Here is a 20,469-nt window from a genome sequence, read left to right on the forward strand (position 1 = left end):
CGCCGATCAACGTCACCCTCGACGTGATCAACTCGACCCCGTTCACCGACATTGCCCAGTCGCTGCAGGCTGGCTTTGCCGAAGCCGGCATCAACTTCGAAATCCTGCCCGGCACCGGTGCTCAGGTGATCACCAAGTACCGTGAACGTACCCACCAGGCCATGCTGCTCTATTGGGGCCCGGACTTCATGGACCCGCACTCGAATGCCAAGGCTTTCGCCTACAATTCGAACAATGCCGACGACAACTACACCGCGACCACGACCTGGCGTAACGCCTGGGCCGTTCCGGCCGAGATGAACGACGAAGTCAATGCCGCTCTCGCCGAGCCCGATCAGGCCAAGCGCAACGAGCTCTACATCGACCTGCAGAAGAAGGTTCAGGCCGAAAGCCCGATCGTCATCATGTTCCAGGCGGCTCTTCAGATCGCCATGGCCAACAATGTCGACGGCTATGTGAACGGCTCCAACTCGGACTTCGTCTACTACCGTCTCGTGACCAAGCAGTAGTCTTTCCAAACACGACCGCTGGACGAAAATCCCGCGGTCACCAATGGCGGCGATTGTCCCTCGGTCGCCGCCTGCGGAGCCGGGCACCTCCTCCCGCTCGGCTCCGCCCTTCTCCTTCGGCCCCTCACCCTAGCCCTCAACGACGAGGGTTAGGGTGAGGGGCTTCAAAGCCCCAAACCAGTTTGAGACCGATAATGAACTCCACGCTCACCACCCGCATGGCCAACCTACGCCGCCGCATGGCCGAGACCTCCACCGATCTCGTCGCCATCGGCCCATCGAGCCATATGCGCTGGCTGGCCGATCTCTCGCCCCATGGCGATGAGCGTCCCGTCATGCTGCTGGTCAGCCAGACCTATGCCGGCTTCCTGATGCCCGCGCTCAATGTCGATTCCTCGCGTCAGCACACCGATTTGCCCTTCTTCCCCTGGGCTGATGCCGAGGGTCCGAGCACCGCGCTCGAACAACTGATTGAGGCCACCGGGATTTCGCGCGAAAACCCGTCCGTCGTGCTCGACGAAACCATGCGCGCCGATTTCGCCCTTCTGCTGCTCGATGCCCTGCCGGGCGCCAAGCGTCGCTTCACCCAGGACACGGTTGGCTACCTGCGTTCGCGCAAGGATGAAGCCGAATACAAACTCATCAAGGCGGCGCACCTCCTCAATGACCGCGCTGTTGCCGCTGCCTTCGCAGCGCTCAAGCCAGGCATGACCGAGGTGGAAGTCGCTGAATTCATCGGTGAATTCTACAAGGCCAATGGCGCCACCACCGAATTCTGCTCGGTCTGTTTTGGTCCCAACGGCGCCTTCCCGCATCACCACACTGGCTCGACCCAGCTGAAGGCGGGCGACGCCGTGCTCATCGATACCGGCTGCCGCCTCGATGGCTATCCGTCCGACATGACGCGCATGGGCTACTTCCAGTCGGCGCCGGAAGGCTATGGCCAGATCCACTCGATCATCGATCGCGCCGTGGAAGCGGCCATTGCCGCCGCCAAGCCCGGTGCCGTCGCCAGCGACGTCGACAAAGCCGCGCGCGATGTCATCACCGCGGCTGGCTACGGCCCCAACTTCCTGCACCGCACCGGCCACGGCCTCGGCATCGACGTGCACGAAGCGCCCTATATCACCGGCACCAGCGAAACTGTGCTCGACGAAGGCATGGTCTTCTCCATCGAGCCGGGCATTTACCTGCAGGGCAAGTTCGGCCTGCGCCTCGAAGAGATCGTCATCATCCGCAACGGCAAGGCCGAGATTTTCTCGGAAATGCCACGTACGGCAGTCGCTGCCGGCTGATGTCACCAATCCTAGAAACGGAGCGCCTGCAGCTTCGCCGCCATCAGGTGTCCGATTTCGAGGCGAGCTGCCGGCTCTGGGGCAATGACAAGGTCACCCGCTATATCGGCGGTCGCCCCAGCACGCCCGAAGAGGTCTGGTCGCGGCTGCTGCGCTATGCCGGCCACTGGGACCTGCTCGGCTACGGCTATTTTGCCGTCGTCGAAAAGCAGTCCAGCGCCATGATCGGCGAATTCGGCCTCGCCGACTTTCATCGATCCATCGACCCGCCGCTGACGGACCCTGAAGCGGGCTGGGTGCTCGATCCCGACCATCACGGCAAAGGCTTCGCCGCCGAAGCGCTTACGGCCCTGCTGGCTTGGGCTGATGCGCAAGGCATGAAGCGAACCTGCTGCCTCATCGACCCGGAAAACACGCCCTCGCTGCGCCTCGCGCAACGCTTGGGCTATGTGGAGGGAAAGACAGTCTCCTACCACGACAAGCCGTCGATTTTGCTGGTGCGCGGCTAGGCAGGTTTCAAGCCCGCCATACCCCCACCCTCATTCCCTCCCCACAAGGGGGAGGGAGGCGCTTGCCTCGAAGCCTCAGTTCCTTCGTCTCCCTCCCCCTTGTGGGGAGGGATCAAGGGTGGGGGTGCGATGCCCCCAGGCGAACAGACGTCAAAGCGTCTTCGCGACTTCCTCGAGCTGCGCGGCACACAGTCCCCAGCCTTCGTGAAAACCCATCTTTTCGTGGGCTTCCTTGTCTTCCTTGGCCCAGTGCCGGGCGACCGCCGTGTAGCGCGTCTTGCCGCCTTCTTCTTCAAAGGTCAGCGTGCAGGTGAAGAACGGTTTTCCCGACGGCTTCCAGTCGCCGACATAGGCATCGGTGAAGACCAGTTTCTTGTTCGGCACCACTTCCAGATACTGGCCGGGATTGGGATATTCATTGCCCGCCTCGTCGGCCATCACCACTTCGGTGGCGCCGCCGGCGCGCAGGTCGACCTTCGCCCGCGGCGTTCTCCAGGGCTTTGGCGCAAACCACTGCACCATCAGCGCCGGATCGGTCCAGCAGCGATAGACGGCCGACGGCGGTGCGTCGATCAGGCGGGTGAGAACGAGGTCGCGTTCTGCGTCGATAGTGTTGTCGGTGCTCATCTTTTGCTCCCAGGCATTTGAGATTGATATGCCCAAACGACGAAGCGCCCAACGTGCCTTCGACATTTTGCGATGAAAATTTCTCGCGGCACGAAACTTCTGTTGTATGGAAGCGCCGTTCGCGCCTTGGGGAGTATGGCATGCCGACTAGAGATCACGCGCTCGATGGCAATTGGACGCTGACCTGTCTTGGCGGGCAGGGCGCACGTCCCGGCCTTCCCAAGGCTATTCCGGCCACTGTTCCCGGCACGGTCCATACCGATCTTCTTGCCGCCGGCCTCATCCCCGATCCCTATCTCGACCTCAACGAAATCGCTGTCGATTGGGTCGGCCGCTGCGACTGGCGCTACGAGACGACCTTCAACTGGTCCGACGACGGCGCAGAAAACGTCGACCTCGTCTTCGCCGGCCTCGACACCTTTGCGGAGATCACGCTCAACGGCGTGCTCCTCGGCGCAACCGCCAATATGAACCGGAGCTACCGCTTCCCGGTCAGCGAACATCTGCGCCCTGGCGAAAACCACCTCGCGGTCAGTTTCGAATCCGCCTGGAAGCGCGGCGAAGCCCTCGACAAGATCTACGAGCCGCGCCCCAACAACTATCCCGGCCCCGCCAATCTGATGCGCAAAATGGCCTGCAATTTCGGCTGGGATTGGGGGCCGACCGTCGTCACATCCGGCCTCTGGCAGGGCGTCACGCTGCAATCGTGGTCAAAAGCCCGCCTGCGCTCGATCCGCCCCGAAATCACCCTCGCCGGCGCCGATGGTCATGTCCGCGTCCACGCCGAAGTCGAAGGCGATGCGGCCAATTTGAGCCTCCGCGTCAGCGTGGCCGGCGAGACCATAATCGCTCCCCTCGGCACTGTCGAAATCACTGTCCCAAATCCCGAACTTTGGTGGCCCACCGGCCTTGGCAATCAGCCACTCTATGCGCTGACCGTCGAACTCCTCGACGGCGAAACCGTGCTCGACACCTGGCAGCGCGACATCGGTTTTCGCTCGCTCCGCCTCGACACCACGCCGGATGAAGAGGGCACGCCCTTCGCCTTCATCATCAACGACGTGCCGGTCTATATCTGCGGCGCCAACTGGATTCCCGACGACTGCTTCCTGCCGCGCGTCACGCCCGAGCGCTATGCTGCCCGCATCGCCCAGGCAAAGGCCGCGAATATGAATATGCTCCGCGTCTGGGGCGGCGGCATCTACGAAACTGATGCGTTCTACGAAGAATGCGACCGGCAGGGCATGCTCGTCTGGCAGGACTTTCTGTTCGCCTGCGCCGCCTATCCCGAAGAGGGCGACCTGCCTGCCGAGATCGAGGCCGAGGCGCGCGAAAACATCGTCCGCCTCATGCCGCATCCTTCGCTGGTGCTCTGGAACGGCAACAATGAAAACATCTGGGGCTGGTTCGATTGGGGCTGGCAGGACGTCCTCAAAAACCGCACCTGGGGCCTCGGCTACTATCTCGATCTCCTGCCGCGCCTCGTCGCCGAACTCGATCCCGCACGCCCCTATTGGGCCGGCAGCCCCTATTCGGGCTCGATGGATATTCACCCCAACGACCCCGACCATGGCTGCACCCATCTCTGGGACGTCTGGAACGAAATCGGCTACGAGCACTATGCCGACTCTGTTCCGCGTTTCTGCTCCGAATTCGGCTGGCAGGCGCCGCCAACCTGGGCGACGCTCACCCAATCGGTCCACGACAACCCGCTCACCCCGACCTCGCCGGGCGTCTGGCACCATCAGAAGGCGACCATCGGCAATGACAAGCTGTTGCGCGGCCTCAAGGGCCATCTGCCCGAACCCAAGAATATGGACGACTGGCATTTTGCCACCCAGCTCAACCAGGCCCGCGCCATCAAATTCGGCATCGAGCACATGCGTAGTTTCCGTGGCCGCAACATGGGCACCATCGTCTGGCAATTGAACGATTGCTGGCCCGTCACCTCGTGGGCTGCCATCGATGGCTATGGGCGACTAAAGCCACTCTGGTACGCCCTGCGCGCCGTCTATCACCCGCACCTTCTTACAATCCAACCACGCGGCGAGGGTCTCAGCGTCGTCGCCGTCAACGAACGCACCCTATTCTGGCGTGGGTCCGTCACCATCAAGCGCCTGCGCTTCGACGGCACGGTTCTCGCCGAATGGACCCACTGGCGTCTTTGTGCCGACAGGCTTTCGGCGGCCGAACTACCCATTCCTGCCGAGATCGCCGCGGTAGACGACAAGGCCAATGAACTAGTCGTCGCCACCATGCACGACAGCACGGCCTTTTACTATTTTGCCGAAGACATCGACCTGAACCTGCCGCAGCCGGAATTCGACCTGAAGGTCGAGAATGCTTCGGGCTGCTATCGGGTCACCGTAACGGCCGAGACCCTGATCAAGGACCTCTGCCTGTTCGTTGACCGCATCCATCCAGACGCGACCGTCGACGACATGCTGGTGACCCTGCTTCCGGGGCAGAGCAAGACATTTGTTGTACAAATGCCGGTCGAACTGGACGCGAAAATACTGTCGAGCGCGCCAGTCTTCCGCTGCGCCAATCAACTGGTTCAGTAGTCGTCCGTATTCCCGCCCCAGGCACTGCTCTCTCGATCGTCGTCATTGCCGGGCTTGTCCCGGCAATCCATCTCGCCTCCGCATGGACCAGCGGGACAAGCCCGGTGGTGACGATCCATGGTGATAGCGGTAGTCATGGCAGCGTCTTCTGAGCTAGCTCCGCAGCGCTGCAAGCGCCAGCCGCAGCCGACCTTTATGCTCGGTCAGCATCGCCTCGGCCGCGCCGAGATCCTCGGCGCCGGCCGCCAGCAACACGGCCGGCTTCACCGCGCCCTCACTCGTTTCGAGCGCTGCGGCAGCGCGGTCTTCGCTGGCTCCGGAGATCGAGGCGACGATCCCCCGCGCCCGCTCACGCAGCTTGATATTGTCTGCGATGACATTGACCATGAACCCGTCATGCACGTGCCCAAGGTGAATGGCCATCAGCGTCGACAGCATATTGAGCGCGATCTTCTGCGCCGTGCCGGCACCCATGCGCGTTGAGCCGGCAATCACCTCCGGCGGCGTCGGCAGGCACACACCAACATCGGCCATCCCGAGGATCAGCGCCCCGGCATTGTTCGAAAAGCCAATCGTCTTTGCGCCGGCCGCCTTGGCCGCGAGGACGGCCGAAACCGGGAAGGGGGTCTGCCCGCTCGCCGTCAGCGCGATCACACAGTCACGGGCATCGAGGCGCAGATCTTCGATAGCTTTCGTCGCGGCGTCGCCGTCGTCCTCTGGCCCACCGAGCATATTCACCAGCGAGTCGAGCCCGCCAGCCAGCAACACCACGATCTGCTCGCGGGCAATGCCATAGGTCCCCGGCAATTCCAGCGCATCGGCCAGCGCCATGAGCCCCGAACTGCCCGCCGCGACATAGACCAGACGCCCGCCAGCCTCAATGCTCGCCGCAGCGAGCACAGCGCCATCGGCCAAGGCATCGACTGCCGTCGCGACGCTTTTCGCCGCGTCTGCCTGACCAGCCGCCAGCAGCGTCAGAATCTCGGTCGGCGACCGCAATTCCAGTCCCTGGGCTGCGGCGTGGCGCTTTTCGGTTTGTCTTTCGGCCATAAGAAACTCCTTGGCCGGATAATGCCAAAAAAATACCACTTGTCCAGCCGGACGCCTCAGGCCATAACCCGCTTGTCGTCGGACCCAAGTTTTTGTTGAGAAATGTCCAGCGCGCCTGCGCTTTGGACTGACCGCTCTGGAAACCGGATCGCGCGAATGGTATTTTATTGGTATTGTGGGTGAACATGTGCGCGGGCAGCTCCCGCCCGAAGTCTGAGCCCCGACTATGGCAGAGAACAGGAGGAAAAACATGTCCGAGACATATGAAACCTTCTTTTCCGATCGCCCCGTTACCCTGCCCCAGGGTGGTCCGCTTTATCTCCAGCTCAAGCGCTGGGTAGAAGAAGCCATCAAGAGTGGCGCCCTCAATCCCGGCGACGCCTTGCCCTCCGAGCGCGATCTGGCGCTAAAAGTCGACGTCTCGCGTGTCACCGTCCGGAAGGCCGTGTCGCATCTGGTGCAGGAAGGCGTGCTCGTGCAGCGCCATGGCTCGGGCACTTTCGTCGCCCCCGCCACGCAGCGCGTCGAGCAGTCGCTGTCGCAGTTGACCTCTTTCACCGAAGACATGGCCCGCCGCGGCATGGCCGTGCGCGCCGAATGGCTCGATCGCGGCCTCTATATTCCCTCGCCGGAAGAGACGGTTATTCTCGGTCTTTCCTCGGGCGAAAAGGTCGCGCGCATTTCGCGTCTGCGTCTCACCGGTGATATGCCGCTCGCCATCGAGCGCGCCAGCCTCTCCGGCTCGATCCTGCCAGATCCCGCTGATATCGGGGATTCGCTTTACAAGCACCTCGATCTCACGGGCAATCGTCCGGTCCGCGCTATCCAGCGCATCCGCGCCGCCCATCTCAACGACGACGACGCGCACCTGTTGCAGGTGCCGGTCGGGTCCGCAGGCCTTCATATCGAACGCACGTCTTATCTAGCGTCGGGCCGCGTTATCGAATTCACCCGCTCCATCTATCGGGGCGATACCTACGACTTCGTCGCCGAGCTCCGGTTGGGCGAAGCACCTGTCAATGGAGCGATCAAATGACGACCAACCAAACGCACATGCGCCGCGAAGTGGATGAAATCCCGCAGGTTGTGTCCCGTTTCCTCACCGAATCCGCGCCGACCCTCGACGCTGCTGCCGCGCGCCTTCGCGAAGTCGATCCGTCTGTTGTCGTCACCGTGGCCCGCGGATCGTCCGATCATGCCTCGGCCTATTTGAAGTATGCCATCGAGCTAACGCTCGGCCTGCCAGTTGCCTCCATCGGCCCTTCAATCGCGTCGATCTACGGTAAGGACCTGCGTCTTTCCAACGCCGTGGCAATCGCCATTTCCCAGTCCGGCAAGAGCCCCGACATTGTCGGCATGGCCCAGTCGGCCCGGCGCAGCGGCGCCACCACCATCGCGATCACCAACACTGCCGGCTCGCCCATTGCTGAAGCCAGCGACTTCACCATTGATCTCCATGCCGGCCTCGAAAAGAGCGTCGCGGCCACCAAGAGCTTTGTGACCTCGGTGGTCGCCGGCCTCGCTTTGCTGGCTCGCTGGAGCGGCGATGCCGATCTCGCCCGCGCCGTTGCCGCCCTGCCGGAAAGCCTCGCCAAGGCGGTCACCTGCGACTGGTCCGAACTGGTCACCGCGCTCGATGGTCACAATGCGCTCTACGTCCTTGGCCGCGGCCCGGGCTTTGCCATCGCCAATGAAGCCGCGCTCAAATTCAAGGAAACCTGCAATATCCAGGCCGAATCCTACAGCGCCGCTGAAGTTATGCACGGCCCCGTCGCCATCGTGACCCCGGGCTATCCGGTGCTCGGCCTCGCTGCGCGCGACGCAGCCGAAGCCTCGGTCGCCGACATGGCCCACAAGCTCGCAGGGCAGGGCGCTCTCGCCTTCCTCACCAGTGACCGCCCGGGCGCCGCCAAGCCGCTGCCGTTCGCGACCACCGGCCACCCGATCACCGACCCGCTGGCGCTGATCGTCTCCTTCTATGGTTTCGTCGAGGCGCTTTCCCGCCATCGTGGTCTCAATCCCGACGTGCCGCCGGCCCTCAAGAAAGTCACGGAAACGGTATGAGCGATCTTCTCGCCATTACCGGCGCCCGCATTTTCGACAGCGCCACCTGGCATGACGATGCAGCTCTCTTGATCGAGTTCGGCTATGTCGCCGGCATCGTCCCGGCTGCCGAGATTCCGGCCAATGCTGAACGCGTAGAACTCGACGGCGGCATGATCGTGCCCGGTTTCATCGACCTCCAGGTCAATGGCGGCGGCGGCATCCTCTTTAACAACGACACTTCGCTCGACGCCATTCGCGCCATCTGCGCGGCCCACGCCCAGTTCGGCACGACGGCACTCCTGCCGACGTTGATCACCGATACGGCGGAGGTCAATGAAAAGGCCATCGCCGCAGGCCTCGCCGCCGAAGCGGCGCGCGTGCCGGGCTTCATCGGCCTGCACCTGGAAGGCCCGCACCTGGCCCTGTCGCGAAAGGGTACGCACGATCCGGCCCTCATCCGTCCCATTGATGATTCCGATCTGGCCCGTCTCAAGCGCGCCGCTGAAACGCTGCCCAATCTCATCTGCACCGTCGCCGCCGAAACGGCGACCCCGCAGCAGATTGCCGTCCTCTCCGAGGCGGGTGCCGTGGTCAGTATTGGCCATTCCGATGCCAACTACGCGACCGCCATGGCCGCCTTCGAAGCCGGCGCCACCATGTCGACGCATCTTTTCAACGCCATGAGCCAGATGGGCAATCGCGAGCCCGGCGTCGTCGGCGCCACGCTCGATAGTCCCCAAGCATTTGCCGGCCTCATCGCCGACGGCATTCATGTGCATCCTGCGAGCATCGGCGCGGCGCTCCGCGCCAAGCGTGGCCCCGGGAAGATCTTCCTCGTCACCGACGCCATGTCGCAGACGGGCACCGACATCCAGACCCTGACGCTCAACGGCCGCACTATCACCCGCGCCGACGGCGCCCTGCGTCTTGCCGATGGCACTCTTGCCGGCGCCGATCTCGACATGATCGATGCCGTCAACTTCATGGTCGACACGATCGGGCTAGACTTCGACGAAGTCCTCCGCATGGCCTCGCTCTATCCCGCCGAAGCCATGGGCATCGAAGCCACCTACGGCACGCTGCAGCGCGGCGCCGTGGGCAGCTTTGCACACCTGTCCGACGACAGGCAGGTCAAGGCGACCTGGATCGACGGCGTGGAAGTTTTTCACGCCTGAGACGTAACCCTTTGGGCGGGGATCAACCCCGCCCGATATAGGGCATGTTCGTCGCCATCACCGTCATGAACTGCACATTGGCGCTGAGTGGCAGCCCGGCCATATAGGTCACTGCTTCCACGACATGCGCGACATCGAAGGTCGGCTCCGGCGTCATCGTGCCATTGGCCTGCAATGAGCCCGAGTTCATTTGGCTCGTCATATCCGTCGCCGCATTGCCAATATCGATCTGCCCGCAGGCGATGTTGTACGCCCGCCCATCGAGCGAAATCGCCTTGGTCAGCCCGGTAATGGCGTGCTTCGAGGTCGTATAGGACGCCGCCTGCGGACGCGGCACATAGGCCGAGATCGACCCATTGTTGATAATGCGGCCACCCTGCGGACTTTGCTCACGCATCAACCGGAATGCTTCGCGCGCCACATAGAAGGCGCCGTTGAGATTCGTATCGATCATCTCGCGCCAGGTTGCGACGTCGAGATCGCCAAATGGTTTTGCGGGCGCGAAGCGACCGGCATTGTTGAACACGAGGTCAAGGCGGCCATGCCTTTCCCGAATCTGCGAGAACAGATTCGCGACGTCATCGGGCTGGGTCACGTCGCAGACCAGACCCTGAACCTGTCCGCCTCCAGCAATCTCCTCAACCAGTTCCGCGCGTCGGCCGCAGATGGTTACGGTCCATCCCGCCCTCGCCAGACCCAAGGCCACGGCCTTTCCAATGCCCGATGTGCCACCTGTAACAAGGGCGAATCCGGTCGTCGTCATAGTCTCTCCTCCACAAGGTGGTCACGGTTACGCCATGTGTCGGGCAGTGGGGTACGTGTGTCAAATGATGGCTGGCTGAGGACCGTTCCCGCCATTGTGAACGCTGAAACCCCTGCAAAGCGGCGGTTTTTAACAGCCTCTTCAGAACTCTTAACAGGTGGTTTCAATCTGTGTGCTGAATCTGCAACATCCGGATCGCAACCATATTGTGGCGACGTGAAACCGGCTTTGTTTGATTGCGTCCGATGTTTGCATGCGTAGAGTGGGTCTTGCGAATCCATGCATGGGATCGTTTGTCGGTCGCAACGCGACGGCAACACACTGCACCACGAATAGTGTGGTCGCGTTACGACAAACCGCTGGGTAACCGGCACCAAATGACTGACTTTGGAGGTCAACTAATGAAACTCAAGAGCCTTATCCTCGGTTCTGTTGCCGCTGCTGGTCTCTCGACCGCCGGCTTTGCTGCCGATCTTGGCGTTCTCACCTCGCTGGACGTTTGCGATGCGCTCGGTCTTTCCGGCCTGACCATCTCGTCCGACACCAACTGCCTGCAGATCTCGGGCGGCGTCTCCTACGAAATGCGCTTCGGTGACTACCGTGGTACCGACCTCGTCGGTCCGACCGCTCTGGACAACAATGTTTTCGCCACCGGCAATGCCTTTGTTGACGTGATCGGTCCGAATGCTGATGCCGTTACCGGCAATCGCAACGACTGGCAGAGCAAGGTTGAAGCTTGGCTCAAGTTCGTCGGCACCGCCGACAGCGACTTTGGTCCTGCTAAGGCCGTCATCAAGCTGAAGCAGCGCGATGCTTACCGTTTCCAGAACGGTGTTGCCGCGTCCACCACTTGGGGCGACAACGATCCGGAAGGCTTCTACATCGACGAAGCTTATGTGTCTGTTGGTGATACCACTGTCATCATGGCTGGTAAGAAGGGTTCGATCGCCAACTTCGGCGACTCCGCTCCGTTCAACTACCTCGGCCTGTTCGGCTACTCCAAGGTCGACAACGGCGTCCTGTTCGACAACGATGACACCCCGGACTACCTCGGTGGTCACGTTATCCAGGTCGTTTCTGATCTCGGCAATGGCGTGAGCGTTGCTGCTGGTCTCGAAAACATCGGTGGCGATCCGACCGCTCTCGGTCTGCCTGCAGTCGCTAACAACCTCCCGGACGGTTTTGCGAACAACGGCCAGAACGCAGGCACTCTGGTTGGTGTTTTGTCCTACGCCGGTGAAGGCATCACTGCCCACGTCACCGGTCTGGCCATCGGCGTGCTCGACGGCACCGTCACTGCTTGGGGTCTCCATGCTGGCGCAACCGGCACCTTCGACCAGTTCAAGGTCCGCGCTGCTGGTGCCTTCTTCCGTGACGACGTTCAGGCTCTGAGCAAGTTCCACGGTCTCGTGACTGGCGAAGCAACCTTCGACATGTTCAAGATCGGCCTGTCGGGCGAATACCAGCGCAAGGACGTTGCTGGCGTTGTAACCGATGGCTACGGCATCGGCGGCTCCGTCGGCGCCACCGTCACCGAAGGCGTCTCGATCAACCTCGGCGCTCGTTATTTCAACCTCAACGGCGGCGGTGTTGCCAACGAAGGTACGACGCAGGTTTCGGCTCAGCTCGTTGCTGCCGTCACCGAAACGATCAAGATCACCGGCGAACTCGGTGCTTACTTCAACAGCACCACCCTGCCGGCTGCTCCTGGCACCGAATCCAGCGTGTACTACGGCGCTGCCGAACTCGCTTGGGCTCCGGGCGGCGGTTTCACCTCGTCCGTCAAGGGCGAAGTGTACTCGAACAACGCCTACCGCGTTCAGTTCAAGGCTGCCAAGTCCTTCGAATAATCGAAGCTTCGGTTTCCGAACGGAAAGGCTCGGCTCACGCCGGGCCTTTCTGCTTTTGGAAGGCACTTCTTGCAGGTGATCGTGCGGTGACGCTTTTGCCCTCGCGGCAAATCATCTAACGTCCGGCCAATGCGGCACTTAATGGAATCGATATGAAGAGGCACCTTCGTCACTTGGTGACGTCCGGAATGATCGCGCTTGGACTGGCTCTGAGCTTTGGTCCACCATCTCTGGCGCAATCTTCCGTGGTCGCGGTGCCGCCGCCACAGGTCTCCGATTATTGGGTCAGCATCTCGCGCCAGCCCGGCGGCGCGCTGGTCTTTGACGGGTATGCGCCCAGCGCTGCGTCGCGCGACGCCCTCGGCCTGCACAGCGGCGCTGACATTTCCTGGCTCAAACTCGGTTCGGGCGCGCCGTCCGGCTATGATGCCGCCACGGCATTTGGCCTTGACGTGCTTGATCGTCTCTCGGAAGGTCGCTTCGCGCTACGCGGTTCTGTCCTGTCGGCGAATGGTGTTGCCGCCACCCAGGCCGATTTCATCGCGCTCCACCAGACGCTGGCCGATCAGGTTCCCTCCGGCCTCATTCTCGCCATGGCCGAAATCTCCGCGCCACGCGTCGAAACCTATGCTTTCTCCCTTCGCCGCCAACCAAACGGCAACGTGATCTTGTCCGGTTATGTGCCGACGCCCGAACTCGAGCAACGCCTCCTCCTCACAGTTGGCGCGCGCGCCAGTTCCACCCTGCGCTTCGGCTCGGGCGAACCTCTCAATTTTGAGGCCAGCATCGATAAGGTCCTGCCGCTCTTTGATTTGCTCAAAGAGGGTGAGATCAAGCTCGAGGGCGGTGCATGGCTCTTTTCCGGTACGCCCCTGACGTCTGCTAACGCGGAATCCATTCGCGCAACGTTCGACCGCGATCGCTTGAGCGAAGCGGGTTGGGGCCTTGCCCTCGCAGCTCCCGCGCCCGAGGCGCCAGCCGCGCCGGAACCCACGTCGATCGCGACGGCGGCACCGGAACCCGTAGCAGCGGAAGCCGTAGCAGCGGAGCCCGCGCAAGCCGCGGAAGTTGCCCAGTCTGAACCCGAACCCGTAGTCGCCGCCCCAGTCGAAGCTGCCCCGCAGCCCCCAACGGCGCAGGCGTCCTCGACGCCTGAAACCCTGGACCAGTGCCGAACCACGCTCGCGGCGCTTTCTGCCCAAAACGGTATCCTCTTCCGCTCCGGCGCCGCCGTTCTGGCTGAAGGTACGGAGACGATCCTTGCCTCCATGGCCACCGCGATCAATCTCTGCCCGGGTGCTGCCATCGATGTTGCCGGCCATACCGATTCCGATGGCGAGGCTGCCGCGAACCTGGCCCTCTCCGTCGCGCGTGCCGAGGCGGTTGTCACGGCCCTGATCGGCCTCGGTGTCGGCCCGGAGCGCCTCTATGCCATCGGCTATGGCGAATCTCAGCCCGTCGCCGACAATGCGACAGCTGCCGGCAAGGCGCAGAACCGCCGCATCGTCGTCTCAGTGCGCGACGGGGCGTAAGGCTCAGGCTGCTTTGCTGCGGACCTGCGTACTCACCTTGAAAACAAAGCTGGCAACGGCTTCGATTTCGTCATGCTGGTCGAAAAGGGCAGGGGACCCCTGACCCGCAATGGTCAGCGCCAACGCGTCTGGCCGCCGCCGCACCATTTCTTCATAGGTCTCGCGCCGCAATTGATCCGTCAATTGCGTGCGCAGGATCATGAGCGGCATGCCGCTCAGTGCGTCGAACAGCGGCCATTGCGGCGTCAGCACGTCGTCAAAGCTGATCGCCTCCAGTGGCACCAACAGACGTTCGTCGAACAGTGGCTGTGCTCGTCCGCGCTTGTCGATGATGTGGCTGCGTTGCGCCAATGCATCGAGCGCCTCTTCGGAAAGTTCGGGATAGTCTCCGGCCAACATGCGCCGGAAGCCAGCGGCAACGCGCTTGGCTCCCCTCAGCCCGTCGATGTGCTTGAGATTATTGCGCAATCGCACGATGCCGCGAGAATCGACGATAGGTCCTGCATCGAGCAGGATGGTGCCCGCCACCAGCAGCGGATGTGTCGCGGCGAGCGACATAGCAACCTGCCCGCCATGTCCCTGGCCCAGAATGATCGCCCGGCCTATGCCCAAAGCCGCCAGGATGTCGGCCACGTCGCGCGCATCGGCTATCGAACTGTAGTCGCCCGGCTTCTGCCGGTCATCCGCCCGCCCTCGTCCGGGCAGGTCAATCAGCACCGCTGGCCAATTGCCGCTGCCCAGCCGCCGGAAATAGCCGACGAAATCGGCAAAATCACTCATGTTTCGCTGGAGGCCCGCAAGGCATACAAGCGGCATTTTCCCCCGGCTCAACGGGGCAGTGACATGGACCGCCGCGCGCACTGTTGCGTCCCGCGTTTCGATGAATTCCACCGGAAAACCGGCAAAAGGCTTGTGATCGGCCGGAACGACGCGCCGTTTGCGCAACATGGATTTTTCCTCGTGCCCGCGGGCTTTGCGTCTGTTGTGCCCGCCCGAAGGCCCGTCAATCAAGCCCCTGATGTTTTTGCGCCGCAGCTTTTTGCTTAGAGCCGCGCAAGCGCGCCATTCGTCTTGTGACAGATTGAACTTGAAAGTATGGTGCGCGTCTCCGAAGGCCCCTTCGGCCACAATCCAGACATGCGCAACCCGGTTCGCCCGGGCCAATTGAGGAATACCGACAAAATGCTGCGAGGTTCGATTACGGCACTCATCACTCCCATGCGCAATGGGGCAGTGGATGAGAAAGCCTTCGCCAGCTTTGTTGAGTGGCAGATCGAGCAAGGTTCACACGGTCTCGTTCCCGTCGGCACCACGGGCGAAAGCCCGACGGTCAGCCACGAAGAGCACCGTCGCGTCGTCGAAATCTGCGTCGAAGTGACCAATAAGCGCGTGCCGATCGTTGCCGGCGCGGGCTCCAATTCGACTGCTGAAGCGGTTTCGCTCGCCAAGTTCGCTGAAGAAACCGGCGCCGATGCGGTCCTGTCGGTGGTTCCCTACTACAACAAGCCGAACCAGGAAGGCCTCTTCCAGCATTTCTCGGCTGTCGCCAAGGCCGTGGGTATTCCGGTCATTCTCTACTCGGTGCCCGGTCGTACGATCGTCGACCTGACCGTCGACACCATCGCGCGCCTTCGCGATGCACACAGCAATATCATCGGCGTCAAGGATGCCACCGGCAATCTCGAGCGCGCCACCATGCAGCGCGTCAAGCTCGGCAAGGATTTTATCCTGCTTTCGGGCGATGACAGCACCGCTCTTGGCTTCAACGCCCATGGCGGCCATGGCTGCATTTCTGTTACGGCGAACGTGGCCCCGCGCCTCTGCTCCCAGATGCAAGAATTGTCGCTGGCCGGCGATTTTGCTGGCGCCCGTGACATCAACGACAAGCTGGCCTTCCTCCACAAGGACCTGTTCATGGAGCCCAATCCCGCTCCGGCCAAGTATGTGGCGAACCGGCTCAACCTCTGCGCCAATGAGATGCGCCTGCCGCTGACCCCGATCAGCAAGCCGACCCAGGACGCCATGGACTTTGCAATGAGCCACGCAGGTCTTATCTAAGAGCATTCAGCGAAAAAGTGGGCACCGGTTTTTCGCGCCGGGACTGCGCCCAGGGAATTCATGGTACAGGCAAAGAACGACAAGAAGAAAAACGGTGTGATCAGCCACGGGCTCGTGGCTGAGAACAGGCGCTCGCGCTACGACTATGCCATTGGCGAAACCATCGAGGCGGGCCTGGTGCTGACTGGCACCGAGGTCAAGTCGCTGCGTCTGGGTAAGGCGCAGATCACAGAGTCATACGCCTCGCCGGAAAAAGGCGAACTCTGGCTGATCAACGCGCATATTCCCGAATATCTGCAGGCCAACCGCTTCAATCACGTCGAGAAGCGCCCGCGCAAACTGCTGGTTTCCAAGAAGCAGTTGGCTCATCTCGAAGTCGAAGTGGCTCGCGCCGGCAACACCATCGTGCCGCTCAAATTGTTCTTCAATGACCAGGGTCGCGCCAAGCTGCTCCTGGGCGTCGGCAAGGGCAAGAAGAACTATGACAAGCGCGAGACCGAGCGCAATCGCGACTGGAACCGCGACAAATCCCGCATCATGAAAGAGGGCGGGCGGGGCTGAAAGCCGGCCGAAAGGCAAAATCACGCCAGTGGCGTGATTTTAGGTGAGCAGGCTATGAGAGCTCTGCTCGAGTGGCGGGGCTGCCTCAGTTCATCCCAATCGTCATCCTCGGGACTGACCCGAGGATATTTCACTTGGCGATTCTGCAACAAGTACAAAGCCCTCGGGCCGAACCCGAGGGTGACGTGTCGTGGTGGATTAAGCCTCCACCGGCCTCTGTACCTGCGGACGGCCAACGGTTTTTGCCAACTCTGCCACGTCGAGGAAAAAGTCCGCCTGGCGCCGGAGATCGTCCGAGATCATCGGCGTCGAGGTGGTCAGCGTCGAAACAACCGTCACGCGCTTGCCCTTACGCTGCAGCGCCGCCACCAGAGCGGTGAAGTCGCCGTCGCCGGAAAACAGGATCAGGTGGTCGTAAAAGGCTGAAAGCTCCAGCGCATCGACGCACAGTTCGATGTCCATATTGCCCTTCACCTTGCGCCGCCCGAGCGCGTCGGTGAATTCCTTGGCCGGCTTGGTGACGACGGTATAGCCGTTATAGTCGAGCCAATCGATCAGCGGCCGGATGGAGGAATATTCCTGGTCCTCGATCAGCGCAGTGTAATAATTGGCCCGCAAAAGGTAGGCCTTGCTGCTGAATTCGGTGAGCAATTTGCGGTAGTCGATGTCGACGCCAATGGCTTTCGACGTTGCATAGAGATTTGCGCCATCAATGAAGAGCGCAATCTTTTCCCGTGGATCTACGGACATACTTCTCAAATTTCCTCAATGAAATGAGTTGGTTGCAATCACTATGCGCCCTTCTGCCCCTGGGCGCGGCGAGGCAATCTCGCCCTGATGCTCATCTTAACTTCGCTATCCGTATATTTTCTCGAGATCGGCAGCGCAAGAGGAGTCGCTTTGGCCGTCAAGCTTGCCATCCCGGTTAACGTGGTGTATGCGGAGACTTTCTCCCCACAATTTTGGAGACGTTCGTGGCACGCGTCACCGTTGAAGACTGCATCGAAAAGGTCGACAATCGCTTCGACCTCGTGCTCATGGCCGCTCATCGTGCGCGCATGATTTCGTCCGGCGCCCAGATCACCGTATCGCGCGACAACGACAAGAACCCCGTTGTTGCTCTGCGTGAAATCGGCGATGGCACCATTTCGCCTGATGACTTGCATGAAGACCTGATCCACTCGCTGCAGAAGTATGTCGAGGTCGACGAGCCAGAGAGCCATGCTGCTCCGCTCATCGAAAGCGCCGGCGACGACGACTCGATCAACTTCGATACGATCAGCGAAGAAGAACTGCTGCGCGGCATCGAGAGCCTGGCTCCGCCGGAACGTCGCGACGACTAAGTCGCCCGACTGCAGAGATCGAAAATCTACGTACCACCCCCGGCCTGTCCGGGGGTGTTTCGTTTACTGCGTGCCGAAACTGTCCTTCCGACACTTCCCATTTTCATTCAACGCGCTAAGTATGGAATCTTCCGAGAGCGGCGACTTCCATGATGCGTCAGTATGAGCTCGTCGAACGCGTTCAGGCCTATAACCCGAACGCCGACGAGCAGTTGTTGAATAAGGCCTATGTCTACGCCATGCAGAAGCATGGTTCGCAGAAGCGCGCCTCCGGCGACCCCTATTTCAACCATCCGCTCGAAGTCGCAGCCATTCTCACCGAATTGAAGCTCGACGATGCCTCGATCGCCGTGGGCCTCCTCCACGACACCGTGGAAGATACCGACGCGACCCGCGCCGAGATCGACCAGATCTTTGGCGCCGAGATCGCCACCATCGTCGATGGCCTGACCAAGATCGAACGCCTCAATCTCGTCAGCCGCGAGGAAGCGCAGGCCGAAAACCTGCGCAAGCTGCTGCTCGCCATCAGCCAGGACGTGCGCGTTCTGTTGGTGAAACTCGCCGATCGCCTGCACAACATGCGTACCCTGCAATATATGCGCGCCGACAAGCAGCAGCGCATCGCGCAGGAGACCATGGATATCTATGCCCCGCTCGCCGGCCGCATGGGTATGCAGGACATGCGCAACGAGCTCGAAGATCTCAGCTTCCGCATTCTCCAGCCCGATCACTACAGCGCGATTATCGAGCGGCTCGAGCATCTTCAGGCAGAGAACAAGGAAACCATCGACACCATCACGCGCGAGCTGACGGACCGCCTCGGCGCCGAAGGCATCACCGCGCGCGTCAAGGCGCGGGTAAAGTCGCCCTATTCGATTTTTTCGAAGATCCAGCGCAAGTCCATCGCGCTTGAACAGCTCTCCGACATGATCGGCTTCCGCGTCATCGTTGATACGGTCGAGCAGTGCTACAGCACGGTCGGCCTCATTCACACGACATGGAAGGTCGTGCCCGGCCGCTTCAAGGACTATATCTCGGTCCCCAAGCACAACGATTACCGCTCGATCCACACCACCATCGTCGGCCCCAGCCGTCAGCGTGTCGAACTGCAGATCCGCACTGTCGACATGGACCGGATCGCCGAATTCGGCATCGCCGCCCACGCCCTCTACAAGGATGGCTCTTCGGCCAACCTCAGCCGCATCGAAAACGAATCCCAGGCCTATGGCTCGCTCCGTCAGTCGATCAGCCACCTGACCTCCGGCATTTCCGCAGAAGATTTCCTCGAATACACCAAGCTCGAACTCTTCCAGGACCAGGTCTTCTGCTTCACCCCCCGCGGGCGCCTCATTGCCCTGCCGCGTGGCGCCACGCCCATCGATTTCGCCTATGCTCTCCACACCGACATCGGCGACACCTGCGTTGGCGCCAAGATCAATGGCCTGATCCTGCCGCTCGTCACCCAGCTTCGCTCCGGCGACGAAGTCGAAATCCTGCGCGATCAGAACCACCGCCCGCCGAGCAACTGGATCGGCATTGCCGCCACCGGCAAGGCTCGCGCCGCCATCCGTCGCGCCGTGCGCCAATCGTCCCAGCAGCGGGCCTATGCGCTGGGCGAGCACGTGCTCAACATGATGCTTGAGCGCGAAGGCGTCATGCTCGACGACAGCGAGAGCAAGACTCTCGCCGAAGAACTTGGCCAGCCCGGCAAGCGCGAATTCCTCATCGCCGTGGGCGAAGGCAAGATCGGCAGCGAAGACCTTGGCAATGCCCTCGCCAAGGTAAAGGGCATCCGCAAGCGTCGTCGCAAGCTCGACCTGCCTGTTGCCGATACGGCCGACGGCTGGTTTGCCCTCCGCGCCACCGACCAGTTCAAGTTCCGCGTCCCCGGTGGACAGCATGCCGGTCCCAACGCCAAGGCCGCTCTGGCGCAGCTCGATTTCCACACCCCCGTCACCATTACGGGGGAGGGGGTTGTGCCCGGCGACCGTCTCGTGGGCATTCTCGAGCCCAATGCACCCCTCACCGTCTACCCGATCCATTCCGACGCCCTGATCGAAAAGCACGACGGCGATGTCGCCTGGGTCGATGTCCGCTGGGATGTCGCGGCCACCGAAGACAAACTCTACGCGACTGTCGTCTCGATGGAGTCGGTCAATCGTCCCGGCTCGCTGGCGCAGATTTCCGCTGCCATCGCCTCGTGCGAAGCCAATATCAACAATCTGGTCATGCGGATGATTTCGCCCGACTTCCACCAGATGATTTTTGAAATCGAGGTCCGCGACCTTGCGCAATTGACCGATGTTCTGGCAACGCTCAAGCGCAGTCCGGGCCTTTCCGCCGTCCAGCGGGCTGGCATCAGGGAAGCGGGTATGATCTCGACCCTCGAATGGGACGGCAAGGTTGATAGGAGTGCGCGCCGTGACGAAAGATGAAGTGCTGGATATTTTCCGCAACTGTGGGGCGCTGCTCGAAGGTCACTTCATCCTGTCCTCGGGCCTGCGCTCGCCGCTCTTCCTGCAAAAGGCCAAGGTGTTTCAGTACGCCTCCGAGACCGAAAAGCTTTGCAAGGCCCTGGCCGACAAGA

General features: G+C 61.7%; 18 protein-coding genes and 1 pseudogene. 14 read left to right on the forward strand and 5 right to left on the reverse strand.

What is annotated here, in order from left to right; translation table 11 throughout:
* The 3 genes from ABW043_RS05385 to ABW043_RS05395 form a co-directional block, all read left to right on the forward strand.
* A partial coding sequence (locus tag ABW043_RS05385; protein WP_502908600.1) for an ABC transporter substrate-binding protein occupies positions 1-509 on the forward strand: 509 nt, incomplete at its 5' end.
* Positions 510-703: 194 nt separating this feature from the next.
* Complete coding sequence (locus tag ABW043_RS05390; RefSeq protein ID WP_353920202.1) at positions 704-1,804, forward strand: M24 family metallopeptidase; 1,101 nt, start codon at positions 704-706, stop codon at positions 1,802-1,804.
* Entirely contained in the window at positions 1,804-2,313 is a 510-nt protein-coding gene (locus ABW043_RS05395; RefSeq protein ID WP_353920203.1) for a GNAT family N-acetyltransferase, read from the forward strand. Before ABW043_RS05390 ends, ABW043_RS05395 begins: the two co-directional genes overlap by 1 nt.
* 150 nt (positions 2,314-2,463) lie before the next feature.
* Here the strand turns inward: ABW043_RS05395 and ABW043_RS05400 are convergent, their stop codons facing one another.
* The gene (locus ABW043_RS05400) at positions 2,464-2,940 is read right to left on the reverse strand and encodes an SRPBCC family protein (RefSeq protein ID WP_353920204.1); all 477 of its coding nucleotides are present in this window, start codon (positions 2,938-2,940) and stop codon (positions 2,464-2,466) included.
* Between the two features lie 140 nt (positions 2,941-3,080).
* Between ABW043_RS05400 and ABW043_RS05405 the strand changes: the two genes are divergently transcribed.
* Positions 3,081-5,504: a glycoside hydrolase family 2 protein gene (locus tag ABW043_RS05405; protein ID WP_353920205.1), complete on the forward strand. Its 2,424-nt coding sequence runs from the start codon at positions 3,081-3,083 to the stop codon at positions 5,502-5,504.
* 153 nt (positions 5,505-5,657) lie between these two features.
* Here the strand turns inward: ABW043_RS05405 and ABW043_RS05410 are convergent, their stop codons facing one another.
* On the reverse strand, positions 5,658-6,554 hold the full coding sequence (locus tag ABW043_RS05410) for an N-acetylmuramic acid 6-phosphate etherase (RefSeq protein WP_353920206.1): 897 nt from the start codon (positions 6,552-6,554) through the stop codon (positions 5,658-5,660).
* Positions 6,555-6,804: 250 nt separating this feature from the next.
* Here ABW043_RS05410 and ABW043_RS05415 point away from each other — a divergent pair, with 250 nt between their 5' ends.
* The 3 genes from ABW043_RS05415 to nagA are packed head-to-tail and all read left to right on the forward strand — an operon-like array spanning position 6,805 to position 9,775.
* Positions 6,805-7,590 (forward strand): GntR family transcriptional regulator, encoded by a 786-nt coding sequence (locus ABW043_RS05415; protein ID WP_353920207.1) that lies wholly within the window; start codon positions 6,805-6,807, stop codon positions 7,588-7,590.
* Complete coding sequence (locus tag ABW043_RS05420) at positions 7,587-8,618, forward strand: SIS domain-containing protein (protein ID WP_353920208.1); 1,032 nt, start codon at positions 7,587-7,589, stop codon at positions 8,616-8,618. Before ABW043_RS05415 ends, ABW043_RS05420 begins: the two co-directional genes overlap by 4 nt.
* Positions 8,615-9,775: an N-acetylglucosamine-6-phosphate deacetylase gene (gene nagA, locus ABW043_RS05425; protein WP_353920209.1), complete on the forward strand. Its 1,161-nt coding sequence runs from the start codon at positions 8,615-8,617 to the stop codon at positions 9,773-9,775. The genes ABW043_RS05420 and nagA overlap by 4 nt, the downstream gene beginning before the upstream one ends.
* 22 nt (positions 9,776-9,797) lie before the next feature.
* Here the strand turns inward: nagA and ABW043_RS05430 are convergent, their stop codons facing one another.
* The gene (locus ABW043_RS05430) at positions 9,798-10,538 is read right to left on the reverse strand and encodes an SDR family oxidoreductase (protein WP_353920210.1); all 741 of its coding nucleotides are present in this window, start codon (positions 10,536-10,538) and stop codon (positions 9,798-9,800) included.
* A gap of 401 nt (positions 10,539-10,939) precedes the next feature.
* On the opposite strand from ABW043_RS05430, the gene ABW043_RS05435 reads away from it, so the two are divergent.
* Both ABW043_RS05435 and ABW043_RS05440 read left to right on the forward strand, forming a co-directional pair.
* Positions 10,940-12,388 (forward strand): hypothetical protein, encoded by a 1,449-nt coding sequence (locus ABW043_RS05435; protein WP_353920211.1) that lies wholly within the window; start codon positions 10,940-10,942, stop codon positions 12,386-12,388.
* Positions 12,389-12,576: 188 nt separating this feature from the next.
* Positions 12,577-13,920: an OmpA family protein gene (locus ABW043_RS05440; protein ID WP_353920212.1), complete on the forward strand. Its 1,344-nt coding sequence runs from the start codon at positions 12,577-12,579 to the stop codon at positions 13,918-13,920.
* A gap of 3 nt (positions 13,921-13,923) precedes the next feature.
* Here the strand turns inward: ABW043_RS05440 and ABW043_RS05445 are convergent, their stop codons facing one another.
* A complete protein-coding gene (locus ABW043_RS05445) occupies positions 13,924-14,868 on the reverse strand; it encodes an alpha/beta fold hydrolase (protein ID WP_353920213.1) in 945 nt (314 codons plus the stop codon).
* Between the two features lie 234 nt (positions 14,869-15,102).
* Between ABW043_RS05445 and dapA the strand changes: the two genes are divergently transcribed.
* Complete coding sequence (gene dapA, locus ABW043_RS05450; RefSeq protein ID WP_353920217.1) at positions 15,103-15,978, forward strand: 4-hydroxy-tetrahydrodipicolinate synthase; 876 nt, start codon at positions 15,103-15,105, stop codon at positions 15,976-15,978.
* 60 nt (positions 15,979-16,038) lie between these two features.
* Positions 16,039-16,539 carry an SsrA-binding protein SmpB gene (gene smpB, locus ABW043_RS05455; RefSeq protein ID WP_353920214.1) on the forward strand — a complete coding sequence of 167 codons (501 nt, stop codon included), beginning with the start codon at positions 16,039-16,041 and terminating at the stop codon, positions 16,537-16,539.
* A gap of 198 nt (positions 16,540-16,737) precedes the next feature.
* Here the strand turns inward: smpB and ABW043_RS05460 are convergent, their stop codons facing one another.
* On the reverse strand, positions 16,738-17,289 hold the full coding sequence (locus ABW043_RS05460; protein ID WP_353920215.1) for a LabA-like NYN domain-containing protein: 552 nt from the start codon (positions 17,287-17,289) through the stop codon (positions 16,738-16,740).
* A 224-nt stretch (positions 17,290-17,513) separates the two neighbouring features.
* Here ABW043_RS05460 and rpoZ point away from each other — a divergent pair, with 224 nt between their 5' ends.
* From rpoZ to ABW043_RS05475, 3 genes and pseudogenes are all read left to right on the forward strand, one after another.
* On the forward strand, positions 17,514-17,882 hold the full coding sequence (rpoZ, locus tag ABW043_RS05465) for a DNA-directed RNA polymerase subunit omega (RefSeq protein WP_056309918.1): 369 nt from the start codon (positions 17,514-17,516) through the stop codon (positions 17,880-17,882).
* Between the two features lie 149 nt (positions 17,883-18,031).
* Positions 18,032-20,317, forward strand: a complete 2,286-nt coding sequence (locus ABW043_RS05470; RefSeq protein WP_353920216.1) for a RelA/SpoT family protein — start codon at positions 18,032-18,034, stop codon at positions 20,315-20,317.
* Positions 20,304-20,469 (forward strand): annotated as a pseudogene (locus ABW043_RS05475) (orotate phosphoribosyltransferase); the annotation flags it as partial. The gene ABW043_RS05470 and the pseudogene ABW043_RS05475, both read left to right, overlap by 14 nt.

Origin of the sequence: Devosia sp. (genome assembly GCF_040509215.1) — a bacterium.
Classification (GTDB): Bacteria; Pseudomonadota; Alphaproteobacteria; order Rhizobiales; family Devosiaceae; genus Devosia.